Source organism: Pseudomonas sp. R1-15 (assembly GCF_051132085.1).
Lineage (GTDB): Bacteria > Pseudomonadota > Gammaproteobacteria > Pseudomonadales > Pseudomonadaceae > Aquipseudomonas.
In genome coordinates, this window is sequence record NZ_CP071660.1 from 5,585,668 (window position 1) to 5,607,421 (window position 21,754).

At 62.3% G+C, this 21,754-nt stretch carries 16 protein-coding genes; 13 read left to right on the forward strand and 3 right to left on the reverse strand.

The genetic code is table 11. From position 1 onward, the window contains the following. Positions 1-44: 44 nt before the first annotated feature. From J3P97_RS25260 to J3P97_RS25270, 3 genes are all read left to right on the forward strand, one after another. Positions 45-521, forward strand: a complete 477-nt coding sequence (locus J3P97_RS25260; protein WP_434672998.1) for a thioesterase family protein — start codon at positions 45-47, stop codon at positions 519-521. Between the two features lie 20 nt (positions 522-541). Then, complete coding sequence (locus J3P97_RS25265; protein ID WP_434571284.1) at positions 542-1,705, forward strand: gamma-butyrobetaine dioxygenase; 1,164 nt, start codon at positions 542-544, stop codon at positions 1,703-1,705. A 381-nt stretch (positions 1,706-2,086) separates the two neighbouring features. Next, a complete protein-coding gene (locus J3P97_RS25270; protein ID WP_434672999.1) occupies positions 2,087-2,350 on the forward strand; it encodes a hypothetical protein in 264 nt (87 codons plus the stop codon). A 95-nt stretch (positions 2,351-2,445) separates the two neighbouring features. Here the strand turns inward: J3P97_RS25270 and J3P97_RS25275 are convergent, their stop codons facing one another. Together J3P97_RS25275 and J3P97_RS25280 are read right to left on the reverse strand one after the other, a co-directional pair. Next, positions 2,446-3,549 carry a GlxA family transcriptional regulator gene (locus tag J3P97_RS25275; protein ID WP_003177576.1) on the reverse strand — a complete coding sequence of 368 codons (1,104 nt, stop codon included), beginning with the start codon at positions 3,547-3,549 and terminating at the stop codon, positions 2,446-2,448. Between the two features lie 573 nt (positions 3,550-4,122). Further along, complete coding sequence (locus J3P97_RS25280) at positions 4,123-5,499, reverse strand: L-serine ammonia-lyase (RefSeq protein ID WP_434673000.1); 1,377 nt, start codon at positions 5,497-5,499, stop codon at positions 4,123-4,125. Between the two features lie 434 nt (positions 5,500-5,933). On the opposite strand from J3P97_RS25280, the gene J3P97_RS25285 reads away from it, so the two are divergent. The 3 genes from J3P97_RS25285 (at position 5,934) to choV (ending at position 8,967) form a co-directional block, all read left to right on the forward strand. Next, positions 5,934-6,881 carry a choline ABC transporter substrate-binding protein gene (locus J3P97_RS25285; protein WP_305498281.1) on the forward strand — a complete coding sequence of 316 codons (948 nt, stop codon included), beginning with the start codon at positions 5,934-5,936 and terminating at the stop codon, positions 6,879-6,881. A 65-nt stretch (positions 6,882-6,946) separates the two neighbouring features. Further along, positions 6,947-7,792: a choline ABC transporter permease subunit gene (gene choW, locus J3P97_RS25290; protein WP_305498280.1), complete on the forward strand. Its 846-nt coding sequence runs from the start codon at positions 6,947-6,949 to the stop codon at positions 7,790-7,792. Then, on the forward strand, positions 7,789-8,967 hold the full coding sequence (gene choV / locus J3P97_RS25295) for a choline ABC transporter ATP-binding protein (protein WP_434602082.1): 1,179 nt from the start codon (positions 7,789-7,791) through the stop codon (positions 8,965-8,967). Before choW ends, choV begins: the two co-directional genes overlap by 4 nt. A 246-nt stretch (positions 8,968-9,213) precedes the next feature. On the opposite strand, the gene J3P97_RS25300 is transcribed toward choV, so the two are convergent. Then, positions 9,214-10,749: a BCCT family transporter gene (locus J3P97_RS25300; protein WP_434605225.1), complete on the reverse strand. Its 1,536-nt coding sequence runs from the start codon at positions 10,747-10,749 to the stop codon at positions 9,214-9,216. A 365-nt stretch (positions 10,750-11,114) separates the two neighbouring features. Here J3P97_RS25300 and betI point away from each other — a divergent pair, with 365 nt between their 5' ends. From betI to dbpA, 7 genes are all read left to right on the forward strand, one after another. Continuing rightward, positions 11,115-11,735: a transcriptional regulator BetI gene (gene betI / locus J3P97_RS25305; RefSeq protein ID WP_305498277.1), complete on the forward strand. Its 621-nt coding sequence runs from the start codon at positions 11,115-11,117 to the stop codon at positions 11,733-11,735. Positions 11,736-11,814: 79 nt separating this feature from the next. After that, a complete protein-coding gene (betB, locus tag J3P97_RS25310) occupies positions 11,815-13,287 on the forward strand; it encodes a betaine-aldehyde dehydrogenase (protein ID WP_434571277.1) in 1,473 nt (490 codons plus the stop codon). A gap of 217 nt (positions 13,288-13,504) precedes the next feature. Then, complete coding sequence (gene betA / locus J3P97_RS25315; protein WP_434673001.1) at positions 13,505-15,208, forward strand: choline dehydrogenase; 1,704 nt, start codon at positions 13,505-13,507, stop codon at positions 15,206-15,208. Between the two features lie 403 nt (positions 15,209-15,611). Then, entirely contained in the window at positions 15,612-17,054 is a 1,443-nt protein-coding gene (locus tag J3P97_RS25320; protein ID WP_434673002.1) for a TldD/PmbA family protein, read from the forward strand. Continuing rightward, entirely contained in the window at positions 17,054-18,391 is a 1,338-nt protein-coding gene (locus tag J3P97_RS25325) for a TldD/PmbA family protein (RefSeq protein ID WP_434673003.1), read from the forward strand. Before J3P97_RS25320 ends, J3P97_RS25325 begins: the two co-directional genes overlap by 1 nt. Positions 18,392-18,583: 192 nt before the next feature. After that, positions 18,584-20,011: a multidrug transporter subunit MdtD gene (gene mdtD / locus J3P97_RS25330; RefSeq protein WP_434602087.1), complete on the forward strand. Its 1,428-nt coding sequence runs from the start codon at positions 18,584-18,586 to the stop codon at positions 20,009-20,011. A 304-nt stretch (positions 20,012-20,315) separates the two neighbouring features. Then, on the forward strand, positions 20,316-21,653 hold the full coding sequence (gene dbpA, locus J3P97_RS25335; RefSeq protein ID WP_434574072.1) for an ATP-dependent RNA helicase DbpA: 1,338 nt from the start codon (positions 20,316-20,318) through the stop codon (positions 21,651-21,653). The last annotated feature ends 101 nt before the right edge of the window (positions 21,654-21,754 follow it).

Genomic DNA, 21,754 nt, shown 5'->3' on the forward strand with positions numbered 1-21,754 from the left:
CTCGCCACATTTGTGTACAACAGCGACGATCCGTGGAGTCCAGCATGCCCACCCTAACCACCTACCAAACCCCCATCCTCCCGGAATGGGTCGACTACAACGGTCACTTGCGCGATGCCTTCTACCTGCTGATCTTCAGCTACGCGACCGACGCGCTGATGGACCAGCTCGGCCTGGACAGCCAGAACCGCGAAGCCAGCGGCCATTCTCTGTTCACCCTCGAACTGCACCTGAACTACTTCCACGAAGTGAAGCTCGGGGCCGAGGTAGAGGTGCACACACAAATCATCGGCCACGACGCCAAACGTCTGCACCTCTACCACAGCCTGCACCTGGTGGGCGGAGACAAAGAGCTGGCCGGCAATGAGCAGATGCTGCTGCACGTCGACCTGGCGGGCCCGCGCTCAGCGCCTTTCACCGAGCAGACCCTGGGCCGACTCAAAGCCCTGATCGACGAACAATCCGACCTGCCGGCTCCGACCTGCATTGGCCGCGTCATCGCCTTGCCGCCCGCCCGATAAGTCTCGAACAGGAGACCGCCATGAACATCGCCGCCGCTATTGCCGACTTCCGACGCTACCCTCTTGTCCAGGCATTGAGCGCTGTAACCCCCTTGGCCGACCGGGTCCACGTCACGTGGGCTGACGGTCGGATCAGCCCGTTTCACCATCAATGGCTGCGGGACAACTGCCCCTGCGCGCAGTGTGTCTACAGCGTCACCCGCGAGCAGGTCCTGGAGATCGTCGACGTCCCGGAAGACCTGACGCCCGGCGAAATCGACATCGACGGCGCGGGCTGCCTACACGTGGTTTGGCAGGACGGCCATCAGAGCCTTTTCGACCCGGGTTGGTTGCGCGCCCATGCCTATGACGATCAATCCAGGGCCGAGCGACTGGCGGGCAAACCACAACGCCAACTGTGGCAGCACGATCTGTCACTGCCAGTGTTCGAATACCAGGCCCTGATGGAGGACTCCGACACCTTGCTGAAATGGCTACTGGCAGTACGCGACATCGGCCTGACCCAGGTACGGGACGTCCCCACCGAACCCGACTCGCTGAAACTGATTGCCCAGCGCATTTCCTTTATTCGCGAAAGCAATTTCGGCGTGCTGTTCAACGTGCAGTCCAAGGCCGATGCCGACAGCAACGCCTATACCGCCTTCAATCTGCCGCTGCACAGCGACCTGCCAACACGAGAGCTGCAGCCCGGTTTGCAGTTCCTGCATTGCCTGGTGAACGACGCCGACGGTGGCGAGAGCATCTTCGTCGACGGTTTCGCCATCGCCCAGGCGCTGCGCCGGGAAGACGCCGAAGCCTTCGACGCGCTGTGCCAGATCCCGGTGGAATTTCGCAACAAGGATCGCCACAGCGACTACCGCTGCCTGGCGCCGATCATCGCCCTGGATACGCTGGGGCAGGTCTCGGAGATCCGCATGGCGAATTTCTTGCGCGGACCGTTCGATACGTCGGTGGAGCAGATGCCCAGGCTCTATCAAGCCTATCGCCGCTTCATTGCCCTGACCCGCGAGCCTCGGTTTCGCCTGGTACAGAGGCTTGAACCCGGCCAGCTCTGGTGCTTCGACAACCGTCGCACCCTCCACGCGCGCAATGCGTTCGACCCAGCCTCCGGGGCGCGACACTTCCAGGGGTGTTATGTCGATCGGGATGAGTTGCTGTCGCGGATTCTGGTGTTGCAGCGTTAGACCGCGTCATCGTTCTTCGCGAGCAGGCTCGCTCCCACAGGGGTTCTGTGTCGATCACAAAATCTAATGTGGGAGCGAGCCTGCTCGCGAAAGCACCCGATCAGACAACTCATTCCCGCTGATTCACACAGACAAAAAAATCCCCGATCAAGCCGTGACAGGATCGGGGCAGGAGCGTTACTGGAGGAGCCGTTGCGCGAGGGTGACCAAACCATCGTGATTCAGCTTGGGACCAGTGTGCCCACTCCCGAGGCAGGCGAGTTAGCCGAAAACGACCCGCTCATAGTCATTCAGGCCAGATCGACAATTTGCCCTTGCCGCAGCTCCGGACGGCTACCAGAATCCAGTCACGACCCCAATCCCTGAACAAGGAAAAGCGTCATGATGTACGCCGATTTGATCGACCAGGAAGACCTGCTGGGCCAACTCAAGGCCCTGGGGCTGCAGATACCCAGCGGTGCGACCGCCGAGCAGGCCTGTGAATGCGCGGTGCGCGGCCTGGACCGGGCGCGCGCCAATGAACTGCGGCGCATGGTCAAGGACATGTACACCAGCAGCGCGACCATCCTGCCGGCGGTGCGTCAGGCGATCGACAAGCAACTGCTGCCAGCGCTGACGGAATACCAGCAAAACCATAGCGCCTGAAACTGACTATTCGCGAGCAGGCTCGCTCCCACAGGTTCTGTGTCGTTCACAAATCCTGTGGGAGCGAGCCTGCTCGCGATGAAAGCGCTGAGGTCTTAGAGCCTCACACTGGCAAACGTCGACTCATTGCGCGCCTGGCTCAAGGCCGACAGCGGGCCGGACAATGGCGACAGCACCAGGGCCTGCGGCAACGGCATCATCGCTACCTGCTGCGTAGTGTTGGAACCGACGCGCTCGTCACGCGGCGGAATGCCGAAGTATTCGCGGTAGCACTTGGAGAAGTGCGGGGTGGAGACGAAGCCGCACACCGAGGCCACCTCGATAATCGACATCGGCGTCTGCTTGAGCAACTGCCGCGCGCGGATCAGCCGCAGCTTGAGGTAGTAGCGCGACGGCGAACAGTGCAGGTACTTCTGGAACAGCCGCTCGAGCTGACGTCGGGACACGGCGACATACACCGCCAGTTCGTCCAGGTCGATCGGCTCTTCGAGGTTGGCCTCCATCAGTGCGACGATTTCCTGCAACTTCGGCTGGTTGGTGCCGAGCATGTGCTTGAGCGGCACGCGCTGGTGATCCTGCTCGTTGCGGATGCGCTCATAGACAAACATTTCCGAGATCGCTGCCGACAGTTCGCGACCGTGATCGCGGCTGATCAAGTGCAGCATCATGTCCAGCGGCGCGGTGCCGCCAGAACTGGTGAAGCGATTGCGGTCGAGGGTGAACAGGCGCGTGCTCATCGACACCCGCGGGAAGGCTTCCTGCATGGCTGCCAGGCATTCCCAGTGCACGCTGCAATCGAAACCGTCCAGCAGGCCGGCACAGGCCAGGGCCCAACTGCCGGTGCAGACCGCGCCGAGGCGACGGGACTGCCGGGCCTGGCTTTGCAGCCAGGAGACGTGCTCACGGGTAACGGTGCGCTGGATGCCGATGCCGCCGCAGACGATGACGGTGTCGAGGGCCGGCGCTTTGTGCATGGAGGCGTCAGGCGTGATCTGCAGACCGTCACTGGCCCAGACCTGCCCGCCATCGACAGTCAGGGTGGTCCAGCGATACAACTCGCGACCGGACAGCTGGTTGGCCATGCGTAGCGGTTCCACCGCGGACGCCAGGGAAATCAGCGTGAAATTGTCCAGCAGCAAAAAGCCGATGGATTGAGGCGCACGGTTCTGGGGTTGAGCCCCAGAGTTGGACGTCGTCATCGCGGTATCTCCTCACACAAAGCGGGTGATGGCCTCAGGCGGAGGCTCTTGTTATTGCCCACCATTCTCTTGCGTGAGACGGGGCTTTATCGGGACAGAGCAATTGCCATGCCTAAATTTGAATGCGCGTTCAATAAATCCTGAAAACGACATGCCGACCTGTCTATTCAAGGGGCCTGTCGGGGCTGGTTTGAAAGTGCCATCAACGGCCCCAGGCACCTGCCACAGTGGGCTGTGAGCAGATCGGTAGCACTTGTGGTAACTGGGCTGCGCCGCTTGCACGGCGGATGTCACCGCAAGCGCGGGGACGGACGGTAGCGCGGCGGACAATGGCGTGACCGATAAGTCAGGTCTTGTCTGTTTGCGACGCGCCAAAACGTGGCGTGTTTTTGCAGCGGTGTTCATTTTACGAGCGGTTTTTCTCGATACCTGTGGCGAGGGAGCTTGCTCCCGCTGGGCTGCGGAGCGGCCCTGAGTCGGGCACCTCGGCGTGTCAGAAAACCGCAAAGGGGACGCTTCGCGCCCCAGCGGGAGCAAGCTCCCTTGCCACGGAATTATCTTGTGAATCCTGAATCAACACTCCACCGCACTCACCGCCAACCCGCCCCGCGATGTCTCTTTATATTTGTCATGCATGTCGGCACCGGTGTCGCGCATGGTGCGGATCACCCGGTCCAGGGAGATGAAGTGCTGGCCGTCGCCACGCAGGGCCATTTGTGCGGCATTGATGGCTTTCACCGCGGCAATCGCGTTGCGCTCGATACAGGGCACCTGGACCAGGCCGCCGACCGGGTCGCACGTCAGGCCAAGGTTGTGCTCCAGGCCGATTTCCGCGGCGTTGCACAATTGCTCCGGCGTGGCGCCGAGGATTTCCGCCAGGCCCGCCGCCGCCATGGCGCAGGCCGAGCCGACTTCGCCCTGGCAGCCAACTTCGGCGCCGGAGATCGAAGCGTTCTTCTTGCACAAAATCCCCACCGCCGCTGCGCTGAGGAAATAGTCCACCACGTTGGCGTCGGTCACCGCTTCGCTGAATTTCATGAAGTAGTGCAGCACCGCCGGAATGATCCCCGCCGCGCCATTGGTCGGCGCCGTGACCATGCGCCCGCCGGCGGCATTTTCCTCGTTGACCGCCAGGGCGAACAGGTTGACCCATTCCATGGCGCTCAAGGTCGAGCCGATCACGTTCGGTTTGTTCAGCTCCTGCAGGCTGCGATGCAACTTGGCCGCACGCCGCCGCACGTTGAGGCCGCCGGGCAGGATGCCTTCGTGCTTGAGGCCTTGTTCGACGCAATCCTGCATGGCCCGCCAGAGTTTCATCAGGCCGCTGCGGATCTCTTCCTCGGAGCGCCAGACCTTTTCATTCGCCATCATCAACTCGGCCACCCGCAGGTTGTGCGTGCGGCACAGTACCAGGAGCTCTTCGGCGCTGGAAAAATCGTACGGCAGTTCGGTACTGTCCAGGTCCACCACGCCGCTGGAAGCCTGGGCCTGGTCAACAACAAAACCTCCGCCGATGGAATAGTACGTGTCGCGGTGCAATTCGCCGCTCGCGCCTTCGGCAACCAACGTCATCGCGTTAGGGTGGAACGGCAGGTTCTCGTCGATCAGGCGCATGTCGCGCGACCAGACAAAAGGCACCGGCAGACGCCCATCCAGCAATAAGGTCGCGGTTTCGCGCAGCAGTTCGATGCGCTTGCCGATCTGCGACGGGTCGATCGCGTCAGGCCATTCGCCCATCAGACCCATGATCGTGGCGTTGTCGCTGCCATGGCCGATGCCGGTCGCCGACAGCGAACCGTACAACTGCACCTCGACCCGGCGCACATCGTGCAGCAGCGCCTTCGCCCGCAGCGCTTCAACGAACAGCGCCGCGGCGCGCATGGGGCCCACGGTATGGGAACTGGACGGGCCGATACCGATCTTGAACAGGTCGAACACGCTGATTGCCATGCCTTGGATCTCCAGAACGGTCACATCCGGGCGCAGGAGCGCCCGGTGGCGGAGCTGCTACGCTCAACGCCGGGATGGCCGCATCATCCGGCTTTTGAATCGGCTTTCGACGTCTGACACCGACGCAATCATGCCCAGCAGCGCCGCGCCCTTGTTGCCCAGGTTTTACGACGTTTTTTTGCGTGTCAGAAGCCAGCCGAGGGCGGAAAAAATCTGTAAACGACGTCACCAACACTGGATGCGACCCTCCCTGTACTGGATACGACGCACCCTGTAGGCGTCGGATTTGCACTGGTACATGATCGGTTACGGCTCGTTTGCAAGGCCGCGTGTCACCCAGGGTGCCCACGCGCCACCAACCGCAACATTAAAAAAGCAAAAAAGCGCGGTTGTCCCCGACCGGACACTGCCGATAAAACACCAGGAGTCCACCCATGAAAGGTTCCAAGCCGTTGTTGTTGGCCGCCATGCTGAGTCTTCCGATGCTGGCCAACGCTGCAGAGCCCGCTCAGTGCAGCACCGTCAACTTCTCCGATGTCGGCTGGACCGACATCACCGTTACCACCGCTACCACCAGCGTCGTGCTCGACGCCCTCGGCTACAAGACCAAGACCACCATGATCTCCGTACCAGTGACCTACAAATCCCTGGCCGACGGCAAGAACATGGACGTTTTCCTCGGCAACTGGATGCCGACCATGGAAAACGACATCAAGGCCTACCGCGAAGCCGGCACCGTGGAAACCGTGCGCGCCAACCTGGAGAACGCCAAGTACACCCTTGCCGTCCCCGAAGAGCTGTATGAAAAGGGTCTGAAGGATTTCGCCGACATCGCCAAGTTCAAGAAGGAACTGGACGGCAAGATCTACGGCATCGAACCAGGCAACGACGGCAACCGCTTGATCCAGAGCATGATCGACAAGAACGCCTTCGGTCTCAAGGACGCTGGCTTCAAGGTCGTCGAATCCAGCGAAGCCGGCATGCTGTCGCAGGTCGATCGCGCCCAGCGCCGTAACACCGCCGTGGTGTTCCTGGGCTGGGAACCGCACCCGATGAACACCCGTTTCAAAATGAAATACCTCACCGGTGGCGATGAATTCTTCGGTCCGAACTTCGGCCAGGCGACCATCTACACCAACACGCGCAAGGGCTACGCCCAGGAATGCGGCAATGTCGGCCAATTGCTGAAAAACCTGGTCTTCACCCTCGACATGGAAAGCACGCTGATGGGCAACGTGCTGGACGACAAGATGAAGCCTGAAGCCGCCGCCAAGGCCTGGCTGAAGAAAAATCCACAGGTGCTCGACACCTGGCTCGCCGGCGTCACCACCATCGACGGTAAACCTGGCCTGGAGGCCGTGAAAGCCAAGCTCGCGCAGTAAAAGCTTATGCCGGGCGAGTTCACTCGCCCGGGCTGTTTATTCCTTGCATGCGGAAGTTCACTACCATGCTTATTGATCAGAAAATACCCTTGGGCCAGTACATCGCGGGCTTTGTCGAATGGTTGACGCAAAACGGCGCCAACACTTTCGATGCCATCGCGATGTTTCTGGAAACGATGATTCACGGCGTGACGTTTGCGCTGACCTGGTTCAATCCCCTGGCCCTGATCGGCCTCATTGCCCTGCTGGCGCATTTCATCCAGCGCAAATGGGGCCTGACCGTTTTTGTCATCGCCTCGTTCCTGCTGATCCTCAACCTGGGTTACTGGCAGGAAACCATGGAAACCCTCGCCCAGGTGCTGTTCGCGACCCTGGTCTGCGTGCTGATCGGCGTGCCGCTGGGCATTGTTGCCGCGCACAAGCCGATGTTCTACACCATGATGCGTCCGGTGCTCGATCTGATGCAGACCGTACCGACCTTCGTCTACCTCATTCCTACCCTGACCCTCTTCGGTCTGGGTGTGGTCCCGGGCCTGATCTCCACGGTGGTGTTCGCGATTGCCGCGCCCATCCGCCTCACCTACCTGGGCATCCGCGACGTTCCCGACGAACTGATGGACGCCGGCAAAGCCTTCGGCTGCTCCCGTCGCCAACTCCTCTCACGCATTGAATTGCCCCATGCCATGCCGAGCATCGCCGCCGGTATCACCCAATGCATCATGCTGTCGCTGTCGATGGTGGTCATCGCGGCGCTGGTCGGTGCCGACGGCCTGGGCAAACCCGTGGTCAACGCACTGAACACCGCCGATATCGCCCTGGGCTTCGAAGCCGGCCTGGCGATCGTATTGCTGGCGATCATGCTCGACCGAATCTGCAAACAACCCGACGCCAAAGTAGGGGGTGACGCATGAGCATAATCCGCTTCGAAGAGGTCGACGTGATCTTCTCCAAAGATCCACGCGAAGCCCTCAAGCTGCTCGACAAGGGCATGACCCGCAACGAAATCCTGAAGCAGACCGGGCAGATCGTCGGCGTGGAAAAGGCCAGCCTGGATGTCGAAAAAGGCGAGATCTGCGTACTGATGGGCCTCTCCGGCTCCGGCAAGTCGAGCCTGCTGCGCTGCATCAACGGCTTGAACACAGTGAGTCGCGGCAAATTGTTCGTCGAACACGAAGGCCGCCAGATCGACATCGCCTCCTGCACCCCCGCCGAGTTGAAGATGATGCGCACCAAGCGCATCGCCATGGTCTTCCAGAAGTTCGCCCTGATGCCCTGGCTGACAGTGCGCGAGAACATCAGCTTCGGCCTGGAAATGCAGGGCCGCCCAGAGAAGGAACGCAAAAAGCTGGTGGATGAAAAGCTGGAGCTGGTGGGCCTGACCCAGTGGCGCAACAAGAAGCCCGACGAGCTGTCCGGCGGCATGCAACAACGGGTCGGCCTGGCCCGTGCCCTGGCGATGGACGCCGATATCCTGCTCATGGACGAACCCTTCTCGGCCCTCGACCCGCTGATCCGCCAAGGCCTGCAGGACGAACTGCTGGAGCTGCAGCGCAAGCTGAGCAAGACCATCGTATTCGTCAGCCATGACCTCGACGAGGCCCTGAAACTGGGCAGCCGCATCGCGATCATGAAAGACGGCCGCATCATCCAGTACAGCAAGCCGGAACAGATCGTGCTGAACCCGGCGGATGACTACGTGCGCACCTTCGTTGCCCACACCAACCCGCTCAACGTGCTCTGCGGACGCAGCCTGATGCGCACCCTGGACAACTGCAAACGCATCAACGGCTCGGTCTGCCTGGACCCGGGCGGCGATTCCTGGCTCGACCTGGCCGAAGGCAACACCATCAAGGGCGCCCGTCAGAACGGCGCCGCGCTGGACCTGCAAAACTGGGCACCGGGCCAGGCCGTCGAGGGTCTCGGCCGCCGTCCGACCCTGGTGGACTCCAGCATCGGCATGCGCGACGCCTTGCAGATCCGCTACCAGACCGGCAACAAGCTGGTGCTCCATGATAACCAGAAGGTCGTCGGGATCCTCGGCGACAGCGAGCTGTACCACGCGCTGCTCGGCAAGAACCTGGGCTGAGCCCGGGCACACAAAAACGCCGCGAGATGATCGCGGCGTTTTTGTTTGTGCAGGAACAAGAATTAAAAACGCTATCCCGTGGCGAGGGAGCTTGCTCCCGCTCGACTGCGCAGCAGTCGCAATCCAGGTGACACTAACCTTCAGGTTCACCGTGTTGGCCGGTTTGGGGTCGCTTCGCAACCCAGCGGGAGCAAGCTCCCTCGCCACAAAAGCCCCTCTGCCACAAGAGCTGGGCCAGACAGAGGGTCAGCTAAAAACTTTACCCAACCCCGCCAACTCCGCCCGCTCCTGCTCAACCCGCACATCCTCGCGCATGGCCTTGTGCAACCCGAACATGAAGAACACCAGCACCACCGAGAACGGCAGTCCGGCCAGCACGACCATGGTTTGCATGGCTTCGAAGTTACCGGCAAACAGCAGGCCGATGGTCACCAGCGTGATCACCACCGACCAGAAGATCCGCAACCAGTGGGGAGCATCTTCATCGACATTGCCGCCCGTGCACGAGAGATTGGCCATCATCACCGCGCCGGAATCCGCCGGGGTCAGGAACAGCACAAAACCGACAAAGATCGACACGCCGATCACCACTTTCGACGCCGGGTAAAATTCCAACAGCTGATAGATCGACATCGACGGCTGCGTCAGTGCGGTCTTGCCCAGCTCCACCGCACCGTGGTTCATCACCAGATCCAGTGCCGAGTTACCGAAAATCGACAGCCAGGCCAAGGTAAAGCCCAGGGGAATCAGCAGCACACCGGCCACCAGCTCGCGCACGGTGCGGCCACGGGAAATCCGCGCGATGAACATGCCGACAAATGGCGCCCAGGAAATCCACCAGGCCCAGTAGAACAGCGTCCACAGGCCCATCCAGCGGCCCGACTTGGCGTTGTCGTCCGCATACACGTACAGATCGAACGTCTTGAGCACCACGCCGTTGAGGTAGTCGCCAATGTTCTGCACGAAGCCATTGAGCAAGTGCAGCGTGGGGCCGCACAGCAAGACGAAGATCAGCAAACCGCTGAACAGCACGATGTTCAGGTTGGACAGCCGGCGGATGCCGTTCTCCACGCCGGACACGGCGGCGATGGTCGCCACGCTGCTCATCACGATGATCACGATCAGCAGATTGGTGTTGCTGTGCTCCATGCCGAACAGGTTTTCCAGCCCGGAGGCGACTTGCAGCGATCCGATCCCCAGGTTGGTCACCAGCCCCAGCAACGTAACGAACATGCCGAAGCCGTCCACCGCGTGACCGGCCGCGCCCTTGACCCAGCGTTCGCCCATCAGCGGATACAAGGCCGAACGCAGCGCCAGCGGCTGGTTGTGCCGGTAGGCGAAATAGGCCACGGCCAGGCCCACGAGGGCATAGATCGCCCAGCCGTGCAGGCCCCAATGCAAAAACGTCAGCTGCACCGCCTGGCGCGCAGCCTGGTTGCTACCTGCGACGCCTTCGGGCGGGTTGAAGAAATGGTCCAGTGGCTCGGATGCGCCAAAGTACAGCAGCGAAATGCCGATGCCCGAGGAAAACAGCATCCCGGCCCAGGCGCCATAACTGAAATCCGGCGTGTCGTCCTTGCTGCCAAGCTTGAGCTTGCCGTAGGAGGAAAACGCCAGGCCGACCACAAACACCAGGTAAGCGGCGATGACCACCATGTAGTACCAGCCGAAGCTGCGCGATAGCCACGCCTGGGCAATGCCGAGCAACCGGCCGGCCTCCTGCGGGGCGATGATCAGGGTGGCCGTCAACAACAGAATCAACGCGGTGGAGGTGTAGAACACCCAACCGTTGACCGTCACCTTCTGCGGCGGGGTCTTTATCAGCAAGGCAGAACTCATTGCACGGATGCTCCAGGCAGTGCGAGAGAAGGACTAGGCAACGCAATACCCGTCCGATCGATGAGTTGGCAGCCGACCGGCGGGTGTTATAAAGACACCCTGGAAGCCCTGCCCCCGCAATGCGCGGGTGTGAGGGCCCTTGATGTCCGTTTATTTACGCCGTTTACGCGTAGGAAATTTCGTAAATCGCGACGATTTGTCGCAGAGCTTATTCTTTGTTGATTGAACGTTCAATCAAAACAAAATAGACTGGCCCTCATGAAGGCAGGCGAAGACTCGTCCGCCCGATGGCCTAAGGAGATGTGCAGATGCCCAAGGTCGGTATGCAACCCATCCGCCGCCAGCAGTTGATCGAAGCCACTTTGCAGGCTGTCGACCAGGTCGGAATGGGGGACGCCAGCATTGCGCTGATCGCCCGTTTGGCCGGTGTTTCGAACGGCATCATCAGTCACTACTTTCAGGACAAGAATGGCCTGATCGCGGCCACGGCCCAGTACCTGATGAGTGTCTTGAGCGAGAACGTCACCGCGCGGCGTCAAGCGCTGACGGATCCAAGCCCGCGAGCTCACCTGAAGGTGATCATCGAAGGCAATTTCGACGCCAGCCAGGTCAACGGGCCGGCAATGAAAACCTGGCTGGCCTTCTGGGCCACCAGCATGCATCACCCGTCATTGCACAGGTTGCAGCGGATCAACGATCACCGTCTGTATTCCAACCTGTGTTGCCAGTTCCGCCGCGTCTTGCCCGTTGACCAGGCACGCAGCGCGGCACGGGGCCTGGCCGCCCTGATTGACGGTTTGTGGCTGCGCGGGGCGCTGTCGGGAGACGCGTTCGATACCGCCCAGGCGCACCAGATCGCCTACGAATACATGGATTTCCAACTGGCCAAGGCAGGAGCGCCAGAGCACACAGAACCGCTCGACTCCTGAACCGTCACCGCAGCGCGTAGTCACCTATAAACGACACGCTCGGTGGCCAGCCAACCACTCATGCACTTGCGAGGACTTTATGGCCCGTTTCGAACTGCAAAAACTCTACATCGATGGCGCGTACAGCGATGCCAGCGGCGACGCCACTTTCGAAGCCATCAACCCGGCCAACGGTGAAGTTCTCGCCCTGGTGCAGCGCGCGACGTTCGAGGACGTCGAGCGCGCCGTGGTCAGCGCCGAAAAGGGCCAGAAAGTCTGGGCCGCGATGACCGCCATGCAGCGCTCGCGCATCCTGCGCCGCGCCGTCGACATCCTGCGCGAACGCAACGATGAACTGGCCGCCCTGGAAACCCTGGACACCGGCAAATCCTTCTCCGAAACCAAATACGTCGACATCGTCACTGGTGCCGACGTGCTGGAATATTACGCCGGCCTGGTGCCCGCCATCGAAGGCGAGCAGGTTCCGCTGCGCAGCACTTCGTTCATCTATACCCGTCGCGAGCCCCTGGGCGTGGTGGCCGGTATCGGCGCGTGGAACTACCCGATCCAGATTGCCTTGTGGAAGTCCGCCCCGGCCCTGGCAGCCGGCAACGCGATGATCTTCAAACCCAGCGAAGTGACCTCGCTGACCACCTTGAAACTGGCAGAGATCTACACCGAGGCCGGTGTTCCAGCGGGCGTGTTCAACGTGCTGACCGGCAGTGGTCGTGAAGTCGGCACCTGGCTGACCGAGCACCCGCGCATCGAGAAAATCTCCTTCACCGGCGGCACCGACACCGGCAAGAAAGTCATGGCCAGCGCTTCGAGTTCTTCGCTCAAGGACGTGACCATGGAGCTGGGCGGTAAATCGCCGCTGATCATCTTCGACGACGCCGACCTGGATCGCGCCGCCGACACCGCGATGATGGCCAACTTCTACAGCTCCGGCCAGGTGTGCACCAACGGCACCCGCGTGTTCGTGCCGAGCCATCTGAAGGCAGCGTTCGAAGCCAAGATCGCCGAACGCGTGGCGCGCATCCGCATCGGCAACCCGGAAGACGAAAACACCAATTTCGGTCCGCTGGTGAGCTTCGCCCACATGGAAAGCGTGCTGGGCTACATCGAGAAGGGCAAGGCCGAAGGCGCGCGCCTGTTGTGTGGCGGCGGTCGCCTGACCGAGGGTGAATTCGCCAAGGGCGCATTCGTCGCACCGACGGTGTTCACCGATTGCACCGATGACATGACCATCGTGCGTGAGGAAATCTTCGGTCCGGTGATGAGCATCCTCACTTACGACACCGAAGAAGAAGTGATCCGCCGCGCCAACGATACTGACTTCGGCCTGGCCGCCGGCGTCGTTACCCGCGACCTGAACCGCGCCCACCGGGTGATCCATCAGCTCGAAGCAGGCATCTGCTGGATCAACGCCTGGGGCGAGTCCGCGGCGGAAATGCCGGTCGGTGGCTACAAGCAATCGGGCGTGGGTCGGGAGAATGGCATCAGTTCGCTGACCAACTACACGCGCATCAAATCGGTACAGGTCGAAATGGGCGATTACACGTCGGTGTTCTGATCTGACACGAACCTTAGGTGGGGCTTTTGTGGCGAGGGAGCTCGCTCCCGCTGGGCCGCAAAGCGGCCCCACTTCAGCCCCCAAGGTCATCCAGACAGAACACGGTCGCCCTGTTTGCGACTGCTGCGCAGCCGAGCGGGAGCAAGCTCCCTCGCCACGCAAGATAGGGCATCTCGGCAGCCGCGACCTGAACCCAATTCAAAAGAGGGTGCATTTCATGTCCCAAGAATTCGATTACATCATCATCGGTGCCGGCTCGGCCGGTAATACCCTGGCCACCCGCCTGACCGAAGACGAAGGCGTCACCGTCCTGCTGCTCGAAGCCGGCGGCCCGGACTATCGCCTGGACTTCCGCACGCAAATGCCCGCCGCCCTGGCGTTCCCGCTGCAAGGCCGACGCTACAACTGGGCCTACGAGACCGACCCGGAGCCGCACATGAACGGCCGCCGCATGGAATGCGGTCGCGGCAAGGGCCTGGGCGGATCTTCGCTGATCAACGGCATGTGCTACATCCGCGGCAATGCCCTGGACTATGACAACTGGGCCAAGCTGCCAGGCCTGGAAGACTGGACCTACCTCGACTGCCTGCCGTATTTCCGTAAAGCCGAAACCCGCGACATCGGCCCGAACGACTACCACGGCGGCGACGGTCCGGTCAGCGTGACCACGCCCAAGCCCGGCAACAACCCGCTGTTCCACGCCATGGTCGAAGCCGGCGTGCAGGCCGGTTACCCGCGTACCGAAGACCTCAACGGCTACCAGCAGGAAGGCTTCGGCCCGATGGACCGTACCGTGACGCCCAATGGCCGCCGCGCCAGTACCGCGCGCGGTTACCTGGACATCGCCAAGAAGCGCTCCACCCTGACCATCGTCACCCACGCCCTGACCGACAAGATCCTGTTCGAAGGCAAGCGTGCGGTCGGCGTGCGTTACCTGGTGGGCGCCGCCGAAGAGCGCGTCGAGGCCCGGGCCCGCAAGGAAGTGCTGCTGTGCTCCGGCGCCATCGCTTCGCCGCAGATCCTGCAACGCTCCGGCGTCGGTCCGGCAAAACTGCTCGAAAGCCTCGACATCCCGGTGGTCCACGACCTGCCGGGCGTTGGTGAAAACCTCCAGGACCACTTGGAGCTGTACCTGCAATACGCTTGCACCCAGCCGGTTTCGCTGTACCCGTCGCTGCTCTGGTACAACCAGCCGGCCATCGGTGCCGAGTGGCTGTTCAACGGCACCGGCATCGGCGCCAGCAACCAGTTCGAAGCCGGCGGTTTCATCCGCACCCGCCCGGACTTCGAGTGGCCGAACATCCAGTACCACTTCTTGCCGGTGGCGATCAATTACAACGGCAGCAATGGCGTGAAGGAGCACGGCTTCCAGGCGCACATGGGCTCCATGCGTTCGCCGAGCCGTGGCCGGATCCAGGCCAAGTCCAAGGACCCGCGCCAGCACCCGAGCATCCTCTTCAACTACATGGCCACCGAACAGGACTGGCAGGAATTTCGCGATGGCATCCGCCTGACGCGCGAGATCATGCAACAGCCGGCGCTCGACCCGTTCCGCGGCCGCGAGATCAGCCCGGGCATCGAGGTGCAGACCGACGAGCAACTGGACCAGTTCATCCGCGAGCACGCCGAAACCGCGTTCCACCCGTCCTGCTCGTGCAAGATGGGCACTGACGACATGGCGGTGGTCGATGGCGAAGGCCGTGTGCATGGCATGCAAGGCCTGCGGGTAGTCGATGCCTCGATCATGCCGATCATCACCACCGGCAACCTGAACGCGCCGACGATCATGATGGCCGAGAAAATCGCCGACAGGATCCGCGGCCGCAAACCGCTGCCTCGAAGTGCCGCGCCGTACTACGTGGCCGGCGATGCGCCGGTGCGCGGCAAATCATTGCGTGAAGTGGCGACGGCTGCACAGTAAGACTCATAACCGCGGCGCGGCCTTCGTCGGGTCGCCGCCCGGAGCGAGCTCGCTCCCACAAAGCTTGATTGTGGGCACAGATTTTGTGACCACCAACAATCCCAATTGTGGGAGCGAGCCTGCTCGCGAAAGCGGTGGGTCTGTTTGCATCAATGTTGGATGTGCCGCCGTCTTCGCGAGCAAGCTCGCTCCCACACTGGATCTGTGATGGCTCAAAATCCGTTCCATCGCAGGTCGCCTGTGGGAGCGAGCTTGCTCCGGGCGGCGATCCGACGATGGCGTCCGACCTGCCAACGCAAATATCCATCTGCCTTGATCCCTCCCCCACCCCAGGCCTACTCTAGAGCCGCCCGCGTCAACGCGCCGCACCTCGCTGCATCGTCACTCCAGACAAGGAGGTTTCATGTTCGATTTCCATCCCCGGCTCAAGCAGCGGTTTGCTGCATTGCGCACGGGCGCTGAATTCTTTTCCCTGCGTTACGTGCGCGAGTCCGGTCAGCACCTGTCGGTGCGCAAGAATGTCGCCGAGCCGCCTAGCCTGAGCCGCGACGAAGGTGCGATGCTTACCGTGCGGGTCAATGGCGTCGAAACCTATGCGGCCACCAACGATTTATCCCAGGCCGGCCTGCAAGCAGCGCTCGAACGCGCCGAGCAACAGGCCCGCCGGCTCAAGCCCCACGCTTTGCTCGACTTGCGCGAGCAGCCGGTCTCCAGCGACCGCGCCGATTATTTCTCACCGCATTTCGACCAGGCGTTCCCTCCACTGAGCGATTGCTACCAACTGCTCGGCGACGAATCGGCAGCGGTCCCTGCGGATGAACGGCTGGTGAACTGGCAGGCCAGTATCGGCCTGACCCAGGTCGAGCAGATCTACCTCAACAGCGCCGGTGCCGAACTGCGCCAGGCCCAGCGCTTCATCTACCCGGCCCTGGACGTCACCGCCTTCGACGGGCACGACAGCCAGACGCGCACCCTGGGCCGCGAGAACTTCGGTCAGCAGGGCGGCTTCGATGTGATCAACCGCTGCGGCCTGATCGGTGCCGGGCCGAAGATCGCCGACCAGGCCCTGCAATTGCTGATGGCGCCAAACACCCCGCAAGGCCGGCGGGACCTGTTGCTGATGCCAGACCAGATGATGCTGCAGATCCACGAATCCATCGGTCACCCGCTGGAACTGGACCGCATCCTCGGCGACGAGCGCAATTACGCCGGCACCAGTTTCGTCAAGACCAGTGATTTCGGGCAGCTGCAATACGGTTCCAACCTGCTGAACGTGACGTTCGACCCGGACATCCCGGAAGAACTGGCCAGCTACAGCCATGACGACGACGGCAGTGCTGCCAGCAAACAGTTCCTGATCCGCGAAGGCTTGCTGCTGCGTCCCCTGGGCGGTGCGCTGTCGCAGTTCCGCGCCGGCCTCGACGGGGTCGCCAACAGCCGCGCCTGCAGTTGGAATCGTCCGCCCATCGACCGCATGGCGAACCTGAACATCGAGCCCGGCGACCAACCCCTGGAGCAACTGATCCAAGGCATCGAGCACGGCGTGCTGATGCGCACCAACCGCTCCTGGTCCATCGATGACGCCCGTAACAAGTTCCAGTTTGGCTGCGAATGGGGCCAGTTGATCGAAGACGGCGAGCTCAAGGGCGTGGTGAAAAATCCCAACTACCGGGGCATTTCCGCGCAGTTCTGGAAAAGCTTGAGGGCCGTAGGCGACGCCAGCACTTCCCAGGTCCTCGGCACGCCGAACTGTGGCAAGGGTGAGCCGAACCAGGTCATCCGCGTCGGCCATGCTTCGCCGGCCTGCGTGTTCAGCAACGTTGACGTATTTGGGGGAGATGCCTGATGAGCACCGTCACAAATGAGGCCGGGGCGTTCAAGGCGTTGGTCGATTGGCTGCGCAATGCCTTGCGTGAGCCCGAACAGTTCACCCTCGGCTATGCCGCCGAGTCTTCGGCTTTCGTGCGCTTCAACCACGGCAAGGTTCGCCAGGCCGGGCAGGTCCAACAGGCCAATATCAACCTCAAACTGATCAACGACGGCCGCCATGCCGACTTGCAGATCACCTTGTCCGGCGACACCCAGACCGATCTGCAACGCCTGAGCGAAGGGTTGCAACAGTTGCGCGAGACGTTGCCGTTGCTGCCCGCCGATCCCTACCTGCTGCTCAACCACAACCACTGGCAGAGCAACAATGTGCTGGTTCACCCATTGCCTGAGACGGAGCAGGCGGTCGGCGAAATCACCCGCGCCGCAGAAGGCCTGGACCTGGTGGGGTTCTATGCGGCCGGGCCGATCAGCCGGGGCTTCGCCAGTTCCTCGGGTGCCTTCGGCTGGCATCAGGCCAACAGTTTCAATTTCGACTTCAGCTTGTTCCATGAGAACGGCCAGGCCGTGAAAGCGAGTTATGCAGGCCACGCCTGGAGCAGCGAAGGGTTCGCCGAACGTTTCGAACAGGCCCGCGAACAGCTGCAATTTCTCGGCCGACCACTGCGCACGCTGCCGCCCGGTGAATACCGCGCCTACCTGGCGCCCGCCGCGCTGGAAGAAATCATGGGCATGCTCAGTTGGGGCGGGTTCTCGGCCCGTGCAATCGCCAGCAAGCAAAGCCCGCTGCAGAAGTTCTACGCCGGCGAAGCCCACTTCAGCCCCAACGTCTGGTTGACGGAGCAGGTCAGCGGCTCCCTGAGCCCGGCATTTTCCGACGAAGGTTATCCTCGCGATGACCTGGGGCTCATCGCCAAGGGCACGGCCAACGCACGGCTGGTCAATTCCCGCAGCGCCGCCGAATACGGTCTTACCGCCAACGGCGCCAGCAGCTATGAATACCCTACCGCGCTGGAGATGAAAGAGGGTCATCTGGCGCTAAGGCACGTTCTCGAAGAACTCGGCACCGGCTTGTACATCAGCAACCTCTGGTACCTGAACTACTCGGACCAACCGGCGGCACGCCTGACCGGCATGACCCGTTTCGCCACGTTCTGGGTCGAGGATGGCCAGATCCAGGCGCCGGTGAGCACCATGCGTTTCGACGACAGCGTCTACAGCCTGCTCGGCTCGCAACTCGAAGGCCTGACCCGGGAGCGGGAACTTCTGCTTTCGGCCAGTACCTACAGCCAGCGGGCCACGGCTTCGATGCTGCTGCCGGGGGCGTTGGTGAAGAGGCTCACGCTGACGCTATAACTCGTAGTTCCCCGTGGCGAGGGAGCTTGCTCCCGCTCGGCTGCGAAGCAGTCGCAGCCCAGGCGGCGCGATATTTCAGGCACGCCGTGCTCACCGGCTTGGGGGTACTCCGCACCCCAGCGGGAGCAAGCTCCCTCGCCACAAAAGCGTTTCGCCACAGGAAATTGTTCACTTTTTCACACAAGAGGTCCCATGCCCAACCGCGCCCCGCTCGACGCCGTCACCGCCCGCTGGCTTCCGTGGGTCGTGGCAATCGCTTTCTTCATGCAGTCCCTGGACGGGACCATCCTCAACACCGCCCTGCCTGCCATGGCCAGCGACCTGGCGGAGAACCCGCTGCGCATGCAAGGCGTGATCATCGCCTACATGCTCACGGTGGCCCTGCTGATCCCGGCCTCGGGCTGGATCGCCGACCGCTTTGGCACCAAGAAGATTTTCTTCGGCGCGATCCTGCTGTTCAGCTTCGGCTCGTTGCTGTGCGCCTTGTCCAATTCGTTGAGCATGCTGATCGGCGCCCGGGTCGTCCAGGGCCTGGGTGGCGCGCTGATGCTGCCGGTGGGCAGGCTGGTAGTTCTACGGGCGTACCCGCGTTCGGAGCTGGTGCGGATCATGGGTTTCATCACCATCCCCGGCCTGCTCGGCCCGCTGATCGGCCCGACCATGGGTGGCTGGATGGTTGAGTACCTGACGTGGCACTGGATTTTCATCATCAACCTGCCGGTGGGGGTAATCGGCTGCTATGCCGTCTGGAAATTCATTCCGGACCTGCGCGGCAGCGAGCGCACGCGGTTCGATGGGCTGGGGTTCCTGCTGTTTGGCGCCGCTATGGTATTGATCACCATCGCCATGGAAGGCCTGGGTGAACTGCATCTTCCGCACCTGCGCGTGATGTTGCTGCTGTTCGGCGGCATGGCCTGCCTCGCGGCCTATTGGCTACGGGCCGGGCACGTCGAGAATGCGCTGTTCCCGCCGTCACTGTTCAAGACCCGGACGTTTGCCGTCGGCATCCTCGGCAACCTGTTCGCACGCCTGGGCAGCGGCGCGTTGCCGTTCCTGGTGCCGTTGCTGCTGCAAGTGGCGCTGGGCTATTCGCCTTCCCAGGCTGGCATGAGCATGCTGCCCCTGGCGGCGGCGGCGATGGTCGCCAAATCCGTGGCCCGGCCGTTGATCGAACGCTTCGGCTATCGCATCGTCCTCACTGCCAACACCCTGGCCCTGGGCGTGATGCTGGCGAGCATGGGCCTGGTCAGCGAGCAGACCCCGTACTGGCTGCTGCTGGCGCATCTGGCGGTGCTGGGGGCGATCAATTCGCTGCAATTCACCGCGATGAACACCGTGACCCTGATCGACCTGGACGACGCCAGCGCCAGCAGCGGCAACAGCTTGCTGTCGGTGGTCGCGCAACTGTCCCTGAGCCTCGGCGTGGCCTGCGCCGGCGCCCTCCTCGGCGGCTTTACCGCCCAAGTCGGCAATGACGGCGTGGACACGGTGCTGGGCGCGTTCCAGTTGACCTTCGTGACCGTGGGCATCATGGCGATGCTGGCGGCGACGATTTTTTCCCAGTTGTCCAAGCAGGACGGACGTCGGGTGAAGCGGCCGGATGAGCATATCGAGCACTAATGTGGCGATAGGGCTGTTGTGGCGAGGGAGCTTGCTCCCGCTCGGCTGCGCAGCAGACGCAATCCAGACGACGCGATACTTCAGGCGCACCGTGTTGGCCGGTTTTGGGGGCGCTTCGCACCCCAGTGGGAGCAAGCTCCCTCGCCACAGGGGAATCTTCCCGCTTCGGAGCTGCGCCACAGCTCGTCCAGAACTTTCGAAGAAAGTGGCACGAGGCTGCTACACTGCGCGACATTTTGTTTTGCAGGCCAGTCCCGTGACCACCATTGCCACCGCTTTTAATACTTTGCCGCTGTCCGCCGCCATGCTGGCTAACCTCGAATCACTCGGTTATGCCCAGATGACGCCGATCCAGGCGCAAAGCTTGCCGGTGATCCTCAAGGGCATGGACCTGATCGCACAGGCCAAGACCGGCAGCGGCAAGACCGCGGCCTTTGGCATCGGCCTGCTGAACCCGATCAACCCGCGCTTCTTTGGCTGTCAGGCCTTGGTGATGTGCCCGACCCGTGAGCTGGCCGACCAGGTCGCCAAGGAAATCCGCCGGCTGGCCCGCGCCGAAGACAACATCAAGGTCCTGACCCTGTGCGGCGGCGTGTCCTTCGGCCCGCAGATCGCCTCCCTCGAACACGGCGCCCACATCATCGTCGGCACGCCGGGGCGCATCCAGCAGCACCTGCGCAAGGGTTCGCTGGTGCTCGACGGCCTCAACACGCTGATCCTCGACGAAGCCGACCGCATGCTCGACATGGGTTTCTACGACGCCATCGAAGACATCATCCAGCAGACCCCGGAACGCCGCCAGACGCTGCTGTTCTCGGCCACTTACCCGGTGGGCATCAAGCAACTGTCGTCCAAGTTCATGCGCAATCCGCAGCAGGTCAAGGCCGAGGCGCTGCACTCCGACTCCCAGATCGAGCAGCGCTTCTACGAGATCTCCCCCGAGGAGCGCATGGACGCGGTGGTCAAGGTGCTGGCGCATTTCCGCCCGGCCTCCTGCGTGGCGTTCTGCTTCACCAAGCAGCAGGTCCAGGAAACCGTCGATCACCTGACGTCCAAGGGCATCTCAGCCGTCGGCCTGCACGGTGACCTGGAGCAGCGCGACCGCGACCAGGTCCTGGCGATGTTCGCCAACCGCAGCACCTCGGTATTGGTCGCCACCGACGTGGCGGCCCGTGGCCTGGATATCGATGCGCTGGACATGGTGATCAACGTCGAGCTGGCCCGGGACTCGGAGATTCATATCCACCGCGTCGGCCGCACCGGGCGCGCCGGGGAGAAAGGCATCGCCATCAGCCTGGTGGCGCCGTCCGAAGCCCACCGCGCCCAGGCCATCGAGCAACTGCAGAAGTCGCCGTTGAGCTGGGACCAGTTGGACAACCTCAAGCCCCAGGGCGGCGGCCCGCTGCTGCCGGCCATGAGCACGCTGTGCATCGGTGCCGGACGCAAGGACAAGGTGCGCCCCGGCGACATCCTCGGCGCCCTGACCGGCGAGGCCGGCATCCCTGGCGCGCAGGTGGGCAAGATCGCGATTTTCGATTTCCAGGCCTATGTGGCAGTGGAGCGCGGTATCGCCAAACAGGCCTTGCAGCGCCTGAACGATGGCAAGATCAAGGGACGCTCGTTGCGGGTGCGGATCCTCTGATTGCCGTTCATTCACCCTGTGGCGAGGGAGCTTGCTCCCGCTCGGCTGCGCAGCAGTCGTAATCCAGGCGATGCGATCTTCCAGATGCACCGTGTCGTCAG

Coding starts and splice junctions, on each gene's coding strand:
- choV (WP_434602082.1), top strand. CDS start 7,789: ATGAGCATAATCCGCTTCGAAGAGGTCGACGTGATCTTCTCCAAAGAT.
- J3P97_RS25275 (WP_003177576.1), bottom strand. CDS start 3,549: ATGACGACGTCCAACTCTGGGGCTCAACCCCAGAACCGTGCGCCTCAA.
- mdtD (WP_434602087.1), top strand. CDS start 18,584: ATGCCCAACCGCGCCCCGCTCGACGCCGTCACCGCCCGCTGGCTTCCG.
- J3P97_RS25320 (WP_434673002.1), top strand. CDS start 15,612: ATGTTCGATTTCCATCCCCGGCTCAAGCAGCGGTTTGCTGCATTGCGC.
- betI (WP_305498277.1), top strand. CDS start 11,115: ATGCCCAAGGTCGGTATGCAACCCATCCGCCGCCAGCAGTTGATCGAA.
- J3P97_RS25325 (WP_434673003.1), top strand. CDS start 17,054: ATGAGCACCGTCACAAATGAGGCCGGGGCGTTCAAGGCGTTGGTCGAT.
- J3P97_RS25260 (WP_434672998.1), top strand. CDS start 45: ATGCCCACCCTAACCACCTACCAAACCCCCATCCTCCCGGAATGGGTC.
- dbpA (WP_434574072.1), top strand. CDS start 20,316: ATGCTGGCTAACCTCGAATCACTCGGTTATGCCCAGATGACGCCGATC.
- J3P97_RS25280 (WP_434673000.1), bottom strand. CDS start 5,499: ATGGCAATCAGCGTGTTCGACCTGTTCAAGATCGGTATCGGCCCGTCC.
- betA (WP_434673001.1), top strand. CDS start 13,505: ATGTCCCAAGAATTCGATTACATCATCATCGGTGCCGGCTCGGCCGGT.
- choW (WP_305498280.1), top strand. CDS start 6,947: ATGCTTATTGATCAGAAAATACCCTTGGGCCAGTACATCGCGGGCTTT.
- J3P97_RS25285 (WP_305498281.1), top strand. CDS start 5,934: ATGAAAGGTTCCAAGCCGTTGTTGTTGGCCGCCATGCTGAGTCTTCCG.
- J3P97_RS25270 (WP_434672999.1), top strand. CDS start 2,087: ATGATGTACGCCGATTTGATCGACCAGGAAGACCTGCTGGGCCAACTC.
- J3P97_RS25265 (WP_434571284.1), top strand. CDS start 542: ATGAACATCGCCGCCGCTATTGCCGACTTCCGACGCTACCCTCTTGTC.
- betB (WP_434571277.1), top strand. CDS start 11,815: ATGGCCCGTTTCGAACTGCAAAAACTCTACATCGATGGCGCGTACAGC.